We start from the raw sequence: 16,357 nt of genomic DNA, 5'->3' as shown, positions 1-16,357 counted from the left end.
GAAAAACTTATCAACCGCAATAACTTTCTTGTTATTTACTTATACACAAGGTTATATTAATATGAAATTGTGAGAAAAGTTAGGATGGGATACAAGATTCAAACTTTTCGACAATTACTTTTATTTAGTTTATGATGTTTACGTAGAAGAAGGGGGTAAACATATGTCAAACCAAGATGTTTTTAACGCCCGCAGTTCATTTGAAGTTGACGGGAAACGCTATCATTACTATAGCCTGGCAGCACTAGAAAAGGCTGGAATCGGCAATGTATCAAAACTGCCTTACTCTGTTAAGGTATTGCTTGAGTCCGTGCTTCGCCAGCATGATGGCTTTGTAATCACTAAAGAGCATGTTGAAAATCTAGCAAAATGGGGAACTAGCGAAGTGAAAGAAGTGGATGTGCCTTTCAAGCCTTCACGTGTCATTCTTCAGGACTTCACTGGTGTACCTGCAGTTGTTGACCTTGCTTCCCTAAGAAAAGCAATGGCTGACATGGGTGGAGACCCACAAAAAATCAATCCAGAGAAGCCGGTTGATCTTGTAATCGACCACTCTGTACAGGTTGATAAATACGGAACTCCAGACGCGCTTAATGTAAACATGGAGCTTGAATTCGAACGTAATGCTGAACGTTACCAGTTCTTGAGCTGGGCACAGAAAGCTTTCGATAACTACCGTGCTGTTCCGCCAGCAACAGGTATCGTGCACCAGGTTAACCTTGAGTACCTTGCAAGCGTTGTCCATGCTGTTGAAAATGCAGATGGCGAATTTGAAACTTTCCCTGATTCATTGGTAGGTACTGACTCTCATACTACTATGATCAACGGTATTGGTGTTCTTGGATGGGGCGTAGGCGGTATCGAAGCAGAAGCTGGAATGCTTGGCCAGCCTTCATACTTCCCGGTTCCAGAAGTAGTAGGTGTTAAATTAGTAGGAGATATGCCGAACGGCGCTACTGCAACTGACCTTGCATTAAAAGTGACTCAGGTTCTTCGCAGCAAAGGCGTTGTTGGTAAATTCGTCGAGTTCTTCGGACCTGGCGTTGTCACACTTCCACTTGCTGACCGTGCGACTGTTGCCAACATGGCACCAGAATACGGCGCAACTTGCGGTTTCTTCCCGGTTGACGGAGAAGCATTGGATTACATGCGATTAACTGGACGCACGGAGGATCACATTAAAGTGGTTGAGGCATACTGCAAGGAGAACGGACTATTCTTCGATCCTGCATTGGAGCCAGTTTATACTGATGTTGTAGAAATCAACCTTTCAGAAATCGAAGCTAACCTTTCCGGCCCTAAGCGTCCACAGGACTTGATCCCGCTATCAGATATGCAAAAGTCCTTCAAGGAAGCATTGACTGCTCCTGCAGGAAACCAGGGATTTGGCTTAGACAAGAAAGAAATCGATAAAGAAGCTGTTGTTGAGTTCGCTAATGGTGATCAAACGACAATGAAGACTGGTGCAATCGCCATCGCTGCGATCACTAGCTGTACAAATACATCGAACCCATACGTACTTGTAGGTGCAGGCCTTGTTGCCAAGAAAGCTGTTGAGCTTGGAATGGAAGTTCCTAAGTTCGTCAAGACTTCATTGGCACCAGGATCAAAGGTTGTTACTGGATACCTTCGTGATTCTGAATTGCTTCCTTACCTTGAAACACTAGGGTTCAACCTTGTTGGGTATGGATGTACTACATGTATCGGTAACTCTGGTCCATTGAAGCCGGAAATTGAAAAGTCTGTTGCTGAAAGCGACCTTCTAGTTACTTCTGTCCTTTCTGGTAACCGTAACTTTGAAGGCCGTATCCACCCGCTCGTAAAAGCTAACTACCTGGCTTCACCGCCATTGGTTGTTGCATATGCTCTTGCAGGTACTGTGGACATCGACCTTCAGAATGATCCTATCGGTAAAGACAAGAATGGCAACGATGTATTCTTCAAGGATATCTGGCCATCAACTGCAGAAGTGAACGAAGTCGTTCACCGCGTTGTTACTCCAGAACTATTCCGCAGGGAGTATGAAACAGTATTCACTGACAATGAGAAGTGGAACGAGATCCAAACAAACAGCGATCCACTTTACACATTTGATGATGACTCAACTTATATTGCAAACCCGCCATTCTTTGAAGGCTTGACTCCAGAGGCTGGGGAAGTTGCTCCATTGAACAGCCTTCGTATTGTCGGCAAGTTCGGTGACTCTGTTACAACTGACCATATTTCTCCTGCAGGTGCGATAGGAAAAGATACACCAGCTGGAAAATACCTGCGTGAAAAGGGTGTAGAGCCTCGTGACTTCAACTCATACGGTTCACGCCGTGGAAACCACGAAGTCATGATGCGTGGTACATTCGCAAACATCCGTATCAAGAACCAAATCGCTCCTGGCACAGAAGGCGGCTTCACGACTTACTGGCCAACGAACGAAATAATGTCCATCTTTGATGCTTGCATGAAGTACAAAGAGCAAGGCACTGGTCTAATGGTTATCGCAGGAAAAGATTACGGTATGGGATCATCCCGTGACTGGGCTGCAAAAGGTACTAACCTATTAGGAATCAAAACTGTTATCGCTGAAAGCTTCGAGCGTATCCACCGTTCTAACCTTGTATTGATGGGCGTACTGCCACTTCAATTCAAAGCTGGTGAAAACGCAGAAACTCTTGGCCTGACAGGAAGAGAATCATTCGATGTGCAGATTGATGAAAAGGTTCGCCCACGCGACATCATCTCTGTGACAGCAACTGACGAAAACGGCAACAAGAAGACTTTCGAAGCTCTTGTACGTTTCGATTCAGAAGTCGAAATCGACTACTACCGTCACGGCGGGATCCTGCAAATGGTTCTTCGTGATAAATTAAAAGCGTAAAATAATAAAAATAACCCCCCTGAATCCTTAAGCGGACCAGGGGGTTTTTGTGTATTGTAGTGCACAAAATCATTGCCTTTAATTCGGTATAAGACCTGAAAAAAATCACGGCTTATTCATGACAGCTTTTTGCCTGATGGGGCTAAAGCTGTCAAGATAATGGGTAATTCATGACAGCTTTTTGCCTGATGGGGCTAAAGCTGTCAAGATAATGGGTTATTCATGACAGCTTTTCATCTGGATGGGGTGAACCTGTCAAGATAATGGGTAAATCATGACAGCTTTTTACCTGATAGAGCAAAAGTTGTCAAGAAAATGGGTAAATCATGACAGCTTTTTGCCTGTTGGGCTAAAGCTGTCAAGATAATGGGTAATTCATGACAGCTTTTCATCTGAAGGAACTGAACCTGTCAAGATAATGGGTTATTCATGACAGCTTTTCACCCGTTGTCGATGTTGGTTTCTTGGACCTGTTAAAGCTATTGATAGAGTAAAATGATGACTAAATTTACCTTCCTAGACTACTTTAAGCTTGTAAAATTCTCCTCATTCACTAATCTTACAAAATCCGCGAAAACTTCTGATGAGTCGACAACTTCTCCTATTGATATTTACTCCCAAAGAGGTATGTTTAAGGTAGATGATGGAATATAAGGAGTGGTTTTTATGGGCCTTGTATCAATAGTAGCAAGAGAGGATTTTATTTCATTGGTAACGGATTATGGGATTCATCAGAAACTCGATGATATCAGATTTAAAGAGTTAATACCAAATACAGCCGTAATTGCTTACTCTGGTGATGAAGAATATGCCATGATGGCCATCAGCGCTGCTGAAACTCTTGTTATGCAAGGGTTCAGTCTTAAGAAAATGGCTGAATCAATTCAATTATTGATCAATAATCCCACGCTAATGGTAGATGGACAGCCCTTTGAAGCTGTGATCGCGGGGTACTCTCAAAACGGAGAAGCACAGTATCATGTCATCTCCAATATAAAACCCCTTGAATCCTATTACCCTCGTGCTGGTGAGAGTCTCTACTATGTAAACGGTCATGAATCTATGCTTGTACTTGAGAAGTCCTTGAAGATGTATGGCATGGGGACAGTTGACCAGGCGCAAGCGGCACAAATCCATCTGTTGCAGGAAGCTTCAAAGTTCATACCAAACGTTCATACAAACGCATCATCACATGTTCTCAAAAGAGCAAATTAAAACCGCCTTGGGATTTTTTTAACCTTCTGATCTTGGGTGCATAACTTATAAATGACAATAAGAATGGCGTGTAAACTGACATCAGTTTTGACACGCCATTTTTATTTTTTTTACGTATCCAAAATAATCACCATTAACCAGTCTCAACGATGTCAGTAATATCCTCTTCCTTAAGTTTATTCTACCTAGAGTGTTATTTCCGATTCAATTCTTCTCAGACAATGCTTTTGTTGTTTCATAAATTCCTTTAGGGAATACGGTCCTTGCTTCATGTAATCTGACTTAGGTTTTAGTTTGGAAAACAAGGGAATTATCGTTAATACCTTTTTTAAAACATATATTGATGATGAGAGCTTAAAGAGAACTGTTTGCACTTTAATTTTCGTTATTAAGGGCGCGGGATCAAAAAATTCAAGCCACTATAAGGGGGCACAAGATGAAATTTGCAGGGGTAGGCTTAGTTATACTAGCCGCAATATGCTGGGGAATTAGTGGAGGAATTGCCGATATTTTAATGACCAAGGGATGGGATCCTATTGTGATTTCACTATACCGGGGTGCTGTTGGATTTATATGTTTTTTTGCTTGGTTTCTCTTTCACTTTAGACAAAATTGGACTTTCTCCACTCGCTTATACATCTGGTCCCTGTTGGCGGGTGTTGGAGTTGCTGGAAATTTCACTTTTTATTTTCTGGGTATTCAAGCTTCAAGCATTGCTGTTGCTGCTACTTTAATGTACACGGCACCTGTCTTTGTCCTCTTAATATCTTTTTTGTTGCGAATAGAACGTTCAACTTGGTTTAAATGGGGGTGTATTGCAGGTGTACTTATAGGCATTACCCTGCTTACAGGTGCCTACAACACCGAATCGGTTTCAGTGAGTTTTCTAGGAGTGACAACGGGGCTAGCTGCTGGTCTTTCCTATGCATTATTTATATTTGGGTTCAAAAATGCCTCGTCTATCGGAAAGCCGCAGACAACATTAACCATTGCATTCTTTTCATTATGTCTCATCCTTTTTCTTTTCGCAGACAAAGAGGAAGCAGCTGCTGTGGCTACGTCAAGCGACATAGGATGGTTTCTTCTATTAGGGATCGTGGGTGCTGGATTGTCATTTATATTTTATGTGATTGGCATTCGTAGGACTGCCCCAACAACTGCTTCCATGGTTGCTATGGTAGAGCCAGTGACAGCTTCATTATTTGGCGTACTGATTATGGGAGATCATTTGACCACCATTCAACTTGTTGGAATGATGGTTATCTTGGCTACGATCACTGTACTTAGTGTGAAGCAGTCCGACTGAGAAAGCGAATCTTCACTCAAATAAAAGGTCGAACAATAAGACAAATGGCGCGGACAATTTCCGCGCCATTTGTCTTGTCATTATTGCCCTATGCTACCCAAAACCGAACAGTTTTGGGTTTTTCGAGGCTTTTGATTGTATTAAAGTGCATACTGCAGCACGAAATTGCCAAGGAACAGCAAAGCAATCATATAAAGTGCAGGCTGTATTTCCCGGCCTTTGCCCATCAGCAGTTTTATTAGCGGGTATAGGATAAATCCAATCGCCATCCCGTCAGCAATGCTGTAGGTTAATGGGATCAGAACAATAATCAAAAGTGCTGGGAAGCTTTCCATTAAATCATCAAGCTTGATATTTGCTATATTCTGAAGCATCAATATTCCTATTAAAATCAATACAGGTGATACCGCACTTTCAGGGACTACTTTAATAACAGGAATAAGCACGATCGAAGCCAGGAACAGGACACCTGTAGTAATGCTTGTTAATCCTGTTCGGCCCCCAGCCGCTATCCCTGCAGCACTTTCTACAGATGATACTGTTGGGCTCGTGCCGAAAATCCCTGCAGTGGCAACCGAAATCGAATTAGCCTGGAGTGCCTTCTTACTTTTTTGAGTCTGGTTAAGCATTTTTGTATGGCCATGGATCAGACCGATGTTTTCAAAAATGACGACCATTGCAAGAGAAAAGGCAGTCAGCCAGAAAACAAAATTACCTGCCTGGGCAAATGACAGCTGCCCGAAAACCATTGTATACTCGCCAATAGACGGCATGGTCCACGAAACTCCACCACTTCCGAAGTCCCCGAAAAGAAGGGAAAGTACAGAAGTGAAAACTATGCTGAGCAATAGATTGCCTGGAATATTTTTAATAAATAAAACAACTGTGACAATTAAACCAACCAATGTGATTAGCGCAGTTGAGCTGCTTAGATCCCCGATTTCTAGGAGGGTATGCTCTGAGCTTGTAATAATCCCGCTATTATCAAAACCAATTAAGATCAACAGTATTCCTATACCGACTGTGATTGCTTCTTTCAATGAGTCAGGAATGGATGCAATGATTGTTTTTGCGAGCGGAGTGAAGGCTAATAGCATGAACAGGATACCAGATACAAAAACCATTGCAAGAGCTTCTTGCCATGCGAAACCGCCCGACTGCACGATTGTATAAGTAAACATCGCATTTAACCCCATACCCGGAATCACTAGAATTGGAGTGTTACTCCAGAATCCCATGAGCAAACAGCCTGCGAACACGGTAAGGATCGTAGCGATGATCCCTGCTTCGAGCGGGATGCCTGCTGCTGCTAATATTGTTGCGTTGACAATGATGATGTATACAACTGTGATATAGGAAATAAGGCCTGCAGATAACTCTCTCCCAATCGTTGTACCATGTGCCTGTAATTGAAATAATTTATCCATTTTTTCTCCTCTCTCTTTTACAGATAAATTTTTCCGTTTTGAAACGAATGAAAATATCGTACCATAGACTTGAGTTATATTTAAAATATATAATTTATATTAAAATCATATCTTTTTTAAATAGAAGGAGTTTTTATGGATATTAGACAAATGCGTTATTTCATCGCAATCGCCGAAGAAAAGAATATTACTGCTGCAGCACATAGACTTCATATGTCCCAGCCGCCGTTAAGCCTACAATTAAAACAAATGGAAGAAGAACTAGGAGTGATGCTCGTTGAGCGGCATGGAAAAAAGCTGGAATTGACTGATAAGGGTCAGCTGCTATATAGACATGCACTTAACATTGTCCATGCTTTTGAGGAAGTGAAGAATGAACTCCAGGAAACGGATGAAGGGAGGAAGGGGAATTTATCAGTTGGGATCAACACTCTATCTGTGCCGGAATTTCCCGAATGGCTGGAAGCATTTCATTCCTCCTTTCCGCTAGTCTATTTGCGAATTGTACAAAATGATTCGGCTTACTTGGCTGAACTTGTAAAAAACCGAACAATTGAACTGGGGCTGGTCAGGCTTCCATTGGCCAATCAAGATCTAAACTACCTTCATTTATATAATGAATCATTCGTTTTCGTTTGCAGGCAAAACGGACAAGACAAGATATCCATAAAAGAAATCAGCAACTACCCGTTAATTCTTCCATCTACAGAGGGACTGGGCAGCTTCAATATAATCCACGACGCTTTTACAAAAGTACAGCTGCCGCTTCAGGTCATTTGTGAATGCTCAGATATGAATGTCCTAATGCAAATGGTATCCTCAGGTATTGGGTCAACAATTGTTCCTGAATCTGTTTTTCAATCATATGGATACTCTGATCTTTTTGCCCGTAATATTTCAGATGCTGAATTGGTTTCATCTGTAGGGCTGATCTGGTTAAAACAACATCACCTCTCCAGGCCGGCAAGAAATTTTATCGAGTTGGTAAAACACAGGCTTGGCATCACTGAAAACGGTCATGAATAAAAGGGTTTTATTCTTCCAATAATAACTGCAAATTCTTTTGCAGAAAGGAAGGTGCCATGCTTTGAATCTTCTTGAAGTGATGAAGGATGCATTCGTCCCTTTTATGGACGGTGACAAAAAGCCATTACATGTTGGAGAAGTAATGAATCTATGGTTTTATCTCCATGGGACCGAACAAACTCTCCGCTACGATCAGCACGCATATAATTTAGCGCAAGATCCTGAACTCAAAGAAAAAATCACGGATATCATCGAAAATGTACACAGACCAATGATCAAGGAATTAACACAGTTTTTCAAGGATGAAGGAATCCCTCTCCCTGACGTTGGAGCGGAAAAGATGGTCGGTGAATACCAGGGACTTCCTGAAGGCGCAAAGATGAATGATGAGGAAATTGCCAATCTGATTGCTTACAATCTTGTAGTCGGAATCACTTCTGCAACAAGGGGAATTACTGAATCTGTCAGGTCGGATGTTGGTTACTTATTTGCAAAATACCATATGATGAAAATCACCTTTTCTTTGACATTTAAATCGCTTATGCAGGAAAAAGGATGGTTAAGAGTTCCACCATACTATATTACCGGTAAACAGTAAAAGCAGCGTCAATTGGCGCTGCTTTTTGTATGTGTCGACTCTTGCTGAAGGTAAAAACATTTCTTTAAAAATAATTTTCACTTGCCATGGAGCCTATAATTGATAAAATGATATTTAGTTCAGAATTGTCTTAAAAGCCAGAAGGAGGATCACCATGGAAGAATCATTTTTACAGTCCGTCAAGTATGATGGTGAGAAACTATATATATTAGACCAAACAAAACTTCCCCAGGAAACAGAATTCCTTGAAATCAAGAATATTGAAGATGTATGGGATGCGATTAAACAGCTTAAAGTAAGAGGTGCTCCAGCAATTGGCATTGCAGCTGCTTACGGGCTGGCCCTTGGCATCAAGCATGCCCCTGAAAGTGAATATGATGCATTTTATGAGTTTTTTAAAGAGAAAGCAGATTATCTTGCCACATCTCGACCTACTGCAGTCAATTTATTCTGGGCATTGAAGAGGATGGATACATGTGCTAAGCAATCAAGCTCTAAGCCTGTAGCTGAAATAAAAAGGCTACTGGAACAGGAAGCCCATCTTATTCGCCAGGAGGATGAAAATGTTTGCAATTCCATTGGTGAGAATGCTTTAACATTATTTAAAGACGGCATGACTGTGTTAACTCATTGCAATGCTGGTGGCATTGCCACAGCAAGATATGGAACAGCGCTTGCGCCAATCTATTTGGCTAAAGAACGCGGAATGGATATAAAGGTGTACGCGGATGAAACCCGTCCGTTGCTCCAGGGGGCGCGTCTGACAGCGTGGGAATTAATGCAGGCTGGAATCGATGTTACCCTTATCACTGACAGTATGGCCGCCATGGTCATGCAACAGGGAAAGGTCCAGGCAGTCATCGTAGGTTGTGACCGTGTAGCAGCCAATGGAGATGTAGCCAATAAAATCGGGACTTATGGTGTCGCGTTACTTGCAAAAGCCCATAATATTCCTTTCTATGTCGCTGCGCCTTTATCTACAATTGATCTTGATACAAAAACAGGTGATGAGATACCTATTGAGGAACGGGCAGCAGAAGAAATCACTGCTGGTTTTGGAAAATCAACAGCACCTGAAGGCGTCAAGGTTTTCAACCCTGCATTTGATGTAACGCCACATCACTTAATAACCGCAATCATTACAGAAAAAGGAATCATGCGAGGAAACTACATCGAAGAACTGCCACGTTTGTTTGAACAATAAGCATGGTTGTATGCCAGGGATGCACTCCCTGGCTTTTTTTGCGCATGGATAGTTTGGATTAAGATGGGGCAGAGTTCTAAGACAATAGCGTGTGTGTCGATTGATTTTGTCCGAAGATGACCCAGGTTCGGACAAAACAGAGCGAGTGCAGGTTGATTTTGTCCGAAGATGACCTAGGTTCAGACAAAACAGAGCGAGTGCAGGTTGAGTTTGTCTGAAGAGGACCCAGGTTCAGACAAAACTCCGTGAGTGGCAGGTGATCTTGTCCGAAGATGCCCCAGGTTCGGACAAAACAGAGCGAGTGCAGGTTGATTTTGTCCGAAGATGACCGAGGTTCGGACAAAACAGAGCGAGTGCAGTTCTTCATTAAAATTCACATAATCCTCAAATTTTCTCACTTTTCCACTTTCATTATCTTTGTATACTTGGGATATCCTACTTGTAAATTAACCGAAGGGGGTTTTCCTATGGTCAAAAAAGCGATTGCGGCTGGTATTCTTGCTGGCCTGGTTTTGTTTGCCATTTTCCAGCAGTTTTATACAATCGAGGAACCACAAGCAATTGAAGCATCAAAAGCAGCAACAGGAATTGATGCCGGGATGGTAGCTCCAAATTTCAAATTGAAAAACCTTGCCGGTGAAGAGGTAAGCTTGAAAGATTACAGAGGTAAAAAGGTGATGCTGAACTTTTGGGCTACTTGGTGTCCGCCCTGTAAAGAAGAAATGCCGGCGATGGAGCGATTTTACAAAGAAAAGTCGAAGGATGTTGAAATTCTGGCCGTCAATCTGGATCCCCAGAACAATGTACAATCATTTGTGAAGGATAATGATTTAACCTTTCCTATACTGCTTGATCATGATGGATCCACACAGCAAACATACTCGATCATTTCCATTCCTACAACATTTATAATCGATGAGCAGGGATTGATTTTAAAAAAACACATCGGTTCGATGACATACGATCAAATGCAGGAACTCATGAAGTAACACCAGTACAGTCTACTGGTGTTTTTTTATGGTAAAAATTGCATGGGCAATACACGAAATTAGTGGGTATGAATAAAATACGATTAAATTTTCAAAAAGTTGTAATAATTGAAACCGTTTCCGGACATAATAACTGTTACAATGATGACAAAGGATGGTGAACACGATGAGAAAACCTAGAAAGCGTTCTTTTCAAGAGCTTGTTATGGAAAATAAACGCCAACTTCTGAATGACCGTGATGCACTCGAGAAGATCGAGGCTAAATTGGAGCAAAAACACTTGGGCAAGGCTGAGTAAATATCATACATTACCATTTATGAATACCTCTTCTTTAGGAGAAACTTATTCTAGAGGAGGGATATACATGAGCAATCCTAAAAGGGACAGCAAGCATTATGTTCCAAGCCACCTTGGCACTCAGCCGCGTGGATTCAGTGGCAATAAAGGGAAGAAGATGAATGATAAGTCGGGTGAACATGCCCAGGTAATACAAACTAAAGGTGAATAACCGAGTGAATATGCCTGCCAATGATTTGGCGGGCCTTTATTTTTGCCAATAAAAGATATCCACTGTTTTCCGCTAATAATTGATATGACTAGTTGCATACTATTGGTGTACTTTTTAGAAGGAGGTACATTACCATGGCAAACAATACACCAAAGCCAGATGATCGAAGCGATAATGTAGAAAAGCTGCAGTCTATGATCCATCATACGATTGAGAATATGGAAGATGCGGAAGCTGCAATGGTCAACTCCAGTCCTGAAGACCAGCAAAGAATCAAGACAAAGAATGAGCGCCGCAGAGAGAGTATCGATGCCTTCAGGGCTGAAATCAAGGATGAAGCGCATAACCAGCAGTAAATCCAAAGGACCCGTCAACAGGCGGGTCTTTTTCCGTTTGGTTGAAAATGTGATAATATACGGAATGTAAACTAAAACAACGAAAACTCTTTAGATAAAGAAGTGATTTAGATGGATCGACAAAAAAAGCAAATTCCTATGGATGAACAGATCAAGCTATGGGAAGAGGAGATAAATACAAAAGGTTTTATTCAGGATGAAGCCAGTTTGATCACCGCGATCAGGAAACTGTCAAAAATGGAAAACCATAAGCAACTGTCTCAAACCCTGACTTTGGCTGCGCAATCGAGAGCCCAGCGAAACGGGTATGATTCTCTCGCCCTTGAGTGGTTAAGGACGGCGATTGAACACGATACAGCAAACAAGAAAGCAAAATCCCTGCTGTCAGGTAATCAATGGAAAAATAAGGGTAACCTATTTGGCCAGCTAGTGTACCCTCGGATCAGGGAAACTGATAATCGGGCGTTAAAAAAGAAAACTGCAGAGCAGTACATAAATATTTCGCAGCAATTCCTGTCACATGCTGAAGAAGAGCTGGATGACCTTCAAGCCCAGCAGCTTGAAACAGGCTCTGAAGCTGAAGCTAAATTCAACAGGCTGACCAATTTGCTGGAAAAGGCAATAGAAGAGACTGCAGCTCTCCTGAAAGCAACTGAGTTATATGAAGAGTCGGTTACCGGCGTTTTTCACACAGCTGTCCACTTTGAAGAAATGCAGAAAAGACTGCAAACCCTTGAAGGAATCAAGCTGAACTGGGAAGAAGAATTTGCGGAGGAATCGGAAAGCCAAAAACTATCTGACATTGATCCTTTGGCTGAACTTCACAAAATGATAGGACTTGAATCGGTCAAGGAGAGAGTGAATGATTTTTACCGGTTCTTGAAATATCAGCAAAAACGGAAAGAACTTGGACTGCAAACGAAGGATGATCAAAGCTTGAATATGGTCCTGACCGGAAATCCAGGAACAGGGAAAACTTCATTGGCAAGATTGCTCGCCAAAATTTATCACCAGCTTGGAGTACTGCCGCGAGAAGAAATAATCGAGGCGGACCGTTCCCAGCTTGTAGGGGCTTATGTTGGACAAACAGAAGAAAATGTCAGGAAGATCATCGAGCAAGCCCTGGGTGGGGTACTTTTTATTGATGAGGCTTACAGTCTTAAGCGGGAAGGCCAGACGGGGAATGATTATGGCCAAACTGCTATTGATACTCTCGTTTCCTTAATGACCGGGAAAGAGTATGGCGGTAAATTCGCCGTGATTCTTGCTGGTTATCCAGAGGAGATGAGACAATTTCTTGATGCGAATCCAGGTTTAAGATCACGTTTCCCTCAATCAAATTTAATTCATCTTCCTGATTATTCGAATAGTGAGCTATTACAAATCGCTGAGCAAGCTGCACAGGATAACGATTATGCCATGACAGAAGCGGCAAAGCTTGAGCTTACGGATCGGATCGAAAAGGAAAGAGTCGACGATACCTTTGGAAATGCCAGGACGGTTCGCAACCTTGTGTTGGAAGCGATTTTTAAAAAGGGATCAAGGCAAAGTGAAGAACATGACTTTTCGACCTATACCTTATTGGAAAAAGAGGATTTTGAAGCTACAGCAAATATTTCAACTGAAAAACCACTCGACAGACTGAATGCACTCGTAGGATTGGACACTGTAAAAGCAGAGGTTACCTCCCTGATCTCCTTCGTAAAGATGCAGCAGCTGCGAAAGGAAAAAGGACTGCCTGCTGTGCCGATTCAGCTTCACTCTGTATTCACCGGAAATCCGGGAACAGGAAAAACGACTGTAGCTAAGATTTACGCAGAACTTTTGAAGGAGTGCGGCATGTTGAAGAGGGGGCACCTTATCGTGAGCAGCCGAGCGGATTTTGTCGCTGGTTATGTTGGACAGACAGCCATCAAGACAAAGAAAAAAATCCGTGAGGCACTAGGAGGAGTATTATTTATTGATGAGGCATACTCTTTGCTTGGCCAAAGCTCGGGTGATTTTGGCAAGGAAGTTATTGATACTCTTGTCGATGAAATGACAAGGCATAATGAAAATCTCGTCGTGATTCTTGCTGGCTATCCTGCTGAAATGGATATGCTGCTGGAAAGCAATCCTGGCCTCAGGTCACGGTTCAAGAAGTTTTTCCACTTTCCTGACTATAATGTGGGTGATTTGCTGCTCATCATCAGGAACTACGCTGGCAAGTATCAATATAGAATGGGTACAGAAGCAGAAGCATTTTTGTCTGAGCAACTTTCAGAAACAGAAATAAAAGGGAATGGGCGATTCGCCACAAACTTAGTGGATGAAGCGATTCAATCCCAGGCATATCGATTGATTGACCACGATAATTTTGAGGATTTGGATGAGGATGTTTTATACCTGGAAAAACAGGATTTTGAAGCGGCTTTAAAAAAACTTATAGGATAAAAATTCTTGAAAAATAAAGGGGAATACCAATGATAATTTCTACAAGGGAGATTGAGGTTCGTTATGCGGAAACAGACCAGATGGGGGTCGTGTATCACGCTAATTATCTGGTGTGGATGGAGCTGGGCAGAACACAATTGATCAAAGAGCTCGGCTTTAATTATGCAGAGATGGAGAAGGGTGGAGTCATTTCACCTGTACTTGATATACAGGCTTCCTATAAAAAACCATTGAGATATGGAGATACTGCTACAATTAAGACCTGGGTGGAGGAGTATGATGGGATCCGCTCTGTCTATAAATATGAAATCTTCAATGGTGAAGGGGAGCTGGCATTGACAGGCAGTTCAAAACATGTCTGTGTTAAAAAAGATAGCTTCCGGCCAATCTCGCTAAAAAGGAGCTATCCTGACTGGCATGAAGCGTATTTACAGGCGGTGAAAAAGCCTGAAGATGTAAAGGAGCAGGTCTGATTGGCTTTCGGGATAAAGCGCCACGAGCTTAAGGAATGGAAGAATAAGGTTGAAAGAGGAGAGCTCGCCTTCCTGACCCATTACTGGATTGATGACCGCTTCCCGGACTGTTCAACGGTTACGAAGGTAGGATGCAGCGATCTTGACAGATTAGCTGAGTGGGGGAGAAAGTATGGTTTGCGGCCAGAGTGGATTGACAAGAGAAAGCCTGCCTACCCTCATTTTGATTTATTAGGTGGGAAGCAAGCTGAAATCCTTGAACAGGAGGGAATTAAAAACCCTCTACTAAATGACAGAAAATAAGGCAGACTGCGCGTCTGCCTTATTTCTTTTCGAATTTGAAGTCAGGTTCATGGCCAACCGGGTGTAGTTCCACGATCATATCATGGCCGTCAAAATACCAAATATCTTTTTCTTCAATATAATAGGTGATCCCATTTTTTTCTGTCTTTACGCCAATGTGATCCGGTTCTTCCTTGGAGACACCTAATGAAAAACCTTTCTGGATTGAACTGAAACCGCCGTACCGGACAAAAAATCGCAAATAGCTTCCGGCTGAAAGGTCCATTTCATTTTCATACCATGCTGCTGCATCATTATTAATTGTAATTTTCATATTGTTCTCCTTCCATACCAGATAGAATGATTATAACATAAGCAATGCCCGGTCTTCATGGACCGGGCTCTCTCACAATTATTCTTTTATTAATTGAGTCATATGATGCATGATCTCATGGTATTTATTTTCAGCTCCAGCAAGGCCGTATTGACTGGCTTCTTGCAATGGAACAACTCGGTAATTACTTTGCCTGCTGCTCGAAACGAAGGTTGGAAGGAAATCAGGGTTTTGCAATATTACTTTATTGCCATCCGGTGTGATGGTTTTTGTTATTTCAACAGTAGCAAGACCGCCGATATCTTTATAGTCCCACATTTGTCCTGACAGGAAATTTCCCAGAGAGTAGACGACCAATGCCTTTCTGCCGTCAGTTGCCATCAGCCACTCCATAGGCTGCAGAACATGAGGATGATGGCCAAAGATGATGTCAACACCTTCATTGATTAGAAACTGGGCAAGCTCCTTTTGATCACTGGTAGGGAAACGCTGGTATTCATTTCCCCAATGGATACTCATAACGACAATGTCTGATTCTGTTCGGGCGCGGTGTATCTCCGCTTTCATTGCTTCACGGTCAATGAGGTTCACAAGGTGATCCTTTCCAAAAGGGACTGGGATGCCATTTGTTCCATAGGTGTAAGACAAATAAGAAACATATATCCCATTTTTATTTAAAATCCGCAATTCATGCTTGTCTGCATCGTCCTTGTACGAACCAACATAAGGAAGACCTGCAGCTTCCATATTCTTTATGGATGCAAGGACACCCTTTTCAGATTTATCAAGGGAATGATTATTTGCATTCGATACAATATCCACTCCTGCATCGATCAATGCCTCTCCAACTTCAACCGGGCTATTGAAACTTGGGTAACTTGATAAACCGATTTCTTCTCCGCCAAGAAGTGTTTCCTGATTCGCAAGCAAAAGATCAGGTTCTATTAAGTGTTTTTTGACATTACTGAGCATTGGTTTGAAGTCATACCCTGGATTCACAAAGGCATCTTCATAAACTGTATCGTGGATCAGGATATCACCGATAGCTCCAAGCTTCACTGTTTCTACAAAACTCTTGCCGCTAACATCAAAGCTTCTTTCAAGATGAGATTTTTGAGATTGCATTTTAATTCTCGGTGCCTTTGCCTCGGCTTCATGGTACATCTGGAATGTTAATACAGATGCCAAAACACCTAAGCCAGCAAACAAGGCCAATCCATAAGTTTTATTCTCCTTTTTTCTCATGTTAATCTCCCCAGATTAGAATGAGGCATTTTTATTATGTCGCCTCTAAGGATAATATATTATAAGAATGGTGGTAAATGAATAAATT

16 protein-coding genes are annotated in these 16,357 nt (G+C 42.1%); 13 read left to right on the top strand and 3 right to left on the bottom strand.

What is annotated here, in order from left to right:
* Positions 1 to 163 precede the first annotated feature (163 nt).
* From acnA to J7E35_RS09205, 3 genes are all read left to right on the top strand, one after another.
* A complete protein-coding gene (gene acnA, locus J7E35_RS09215) occupies positions 164 to 2,872 on the top strand; it encodes an aconitate hydratase AcnA (RefSeq protein ID WP_214779081.1) in 2,709 nt (902 codons plus the stop codon).
* A 666-nt stretch (positions 2,873 to 3,538) separates the two neighbouring features.
* Positions 3,539 to 4,087: a hypothetical protein gene (locus J7E35_RS09210; protein ID WP_214779078.1), complete on the top strand. Its 549-nt coding sequence runs from the start codon at positions 3,539 to 3,541 to the stop codon at positions 4,085 to 4,087.
* Between the two features lie 436 nt (positions 4,088 to 4,523).
* On the top strand, positions 4,524 to 5,393 hold the full coding sequence (locus tag J7E35_RS09205; protein ID WP_214779076.1) for a DMT family transporter: 870 nt from the start codon (positions 4,524 to 4,526) through the stop codon (positions 5,391 to 5,393).
* 140 nt (positions 5,394 to 5,533) lie between these two features.
* On the opposite strand, the gene J7E35_RS09200 is transcribed toward J7E35_RS09205, so the two are convergent.
* Positions 5,534 to 6,820 carry an NCS2 family permease gene (locus tag J7E35_RS09200; RefSeq protein WP_214779074.1) on the bottom strand — a complete coding sequence of 429 codons (1,287 nt, stop codon included), beginning with the start codon at positions 6,818 to 6,820 and terminating at the stop codon, positions 5,534 to 5,536.
* Between the two features lie 135 nt (positions 6,821 to 6,955).
* Between J7E35_RS09200 and J7E35_RS09195 the strand changes: the two genes are divergently transcribed.
* The 10 genes from J7E35_RS09195 (at position 6,956) to J7E35_RS09150 (ending at position 14,711) form a co-directional block, all read left to right on the top strand.
* A complete protein-coding gene (locus J7E35_RS09195; protein ID WP_214779072.1) occupies positions 6,956 to 7,846 on the top strand; it encodes a LysR family transcriptional regulator in 891 nt (296 codons plus the stop codon).
* Positions 7,847 to 7,883: 37 nt separating this feature from the next.
* Positions 7,884 to 8,444, top strand: a complete 561-nt coding sequence (locus J7E35_RS09190) for a DUF3231 family protein (protein WP_251040853.1) — start codon at positions 7,884 to 7,886, stop codon at positions 8,442 to 8,444.
* 154 nt (positions 8,445 to 8,598) lie between these two features.
* Positions 8,599 to 9,648, top strand: a complete 1,050-nt coding sequence (gene mtnA, locus J7E35_RS09185; protein WP_214779070.1) for an S-methyl-5-thioribose-1-phosphate isomerase — start codon at positions 8,599 to 8,601, stop codon at positions 9,646 to 9,648.
* A 467-nt stretch (positions 9,649 to 10,115) separates the two neighbouring features.
* A complete protein-coding gene (locus J7E35_RS09180) occupies positions 10,116 to 10,637 on the top strand; it encodes a redoxin domain-containing protein (protein WP_214779068.1) in 522 nt (173 codons plus the stop codon).
* 166 nt (positions 10,638 to 10,803) lie between these two features.
* Entirely contained in the window at positions 10,804 to 10,935 is a 132-nt protein-coding gene (locus tag J7E35_RS09175) for an FbpB family small basic protein (RefSeq protein WP_144480839.1), read from the top strand.
* A 67-nt stretch (positions 10,936 to 11,002) separates the two neighbouring features.
* The gene (locus tag J7E35_RS09170) at positions 11,003 to 11,146 is read left to right on the top strand and encodes an acid-soluble spore protein N (RefSeq protein ID WP_023627804.1); all 144 of its coding nucleotides are present in this window, start codon (positions 11,003 to 11,005) and stop codon (positions 11,144 to 11,146) included.
* 134 nt (positions 11,147 to 11,280) lie between these two features.
* Positions 11,281 to 11,502: a small acid-soluble spore protein Tlp gene (gene tlp, locus J7E35_RS09165; protein ID WP_214779066.1), complete on the top strand. Its 222-nt coding sequence runs from the start codon at positions 11,281 to 11,283 to the stop codon at positions 11,500 to 11,502.
* Positions 11,503 to 11,613: 111 nt separating this feature from the next.
* Complete coding sequence (locus J7E35_RS09160) at positions 11,614 to 13,935, top strand: AAA family ATPase (protein WP_214779064.1); 2,322 nt, start codon at positions 11,614 to 11,616, stop codon at positions 13,933 to 13,935.
* Between the two features lie 29 nt (positions 13,936 to 13,964).
* Positions 13,965 to 14,408, top strand: a complete 444-nt coding sequence (locus J7E35_RS09155) for an acyl-CoA thioesterase (protein ID WP_214779062.1) — start codon at positions 13,965 to 13,967, stop codon at positions 14,406 to 14,408.
* Positions 14,409 to 14,711: a hypothetical protein gene (locus tag J7E35_RS09150; RefSeq protein ID WP_214779060.1), complete on the top strand. Its 303-nt coding sequence runs from the start codon at positions 14,409 to 14,411 to the stop codon at positions 14,709 to 14,711. It abuts the gene before it with no gap.
* A gap of 19 nt (positions 14,712 to 14,730) precedes the next feature.
* Here the strand turns inward: J7E35_RS09150 and J7E35_RS09145 are convergent, their stop codons facing one another.
* Together J7E35_RS09145 and J7E35_RS09140 are read right to left on the bottom strand one after the other, a co-directional pair.
* Positions 14,731 to 15,024 (bottom strand): HesB/YadR/YfhF family protein, encoded by a 294-nt coding sequence (locus J7E35_RS09145; protein ID WP_214779058.1) that lies wholly within the window; start codon positions 15,022 to 15,024, stop codon positions 14,731 to 14,733.
* A 78-nt stretch (positions 15,025 to 15,102) separates the two neighbouring features.
* Positions 15,103 to 16,269 carry a CapA family protein gene (locus tag J7E35_RS09140; RefSeq protein ID WP_214779056.1) on the bottom strand — a complete coding sequence of 389 codons (1,167 nt, stop codon included), beginning with the start codon at positions 16,267 to 16,269 and terminating at the stop codon, positions 15,103 to 15,105.
* Between the last annotated feature and the right edge of the window lie 88 nt (positions 16,270 to 16,357).

It is taken from the genome of Bacillus sp. ISL-45 (assembly GCF_018613195.1).
In the GTDB taxonomy this organism is placed as follows: domain Bacteria; phylum Bacillota; class Bacilli; order Bacillales; family Cytobacillaceae; genus Mesobacillus.
Note: the sequence above shows the minus strand (reverse complement) of the source record. Positions and strands in the feature narration are given on the sequence as shown.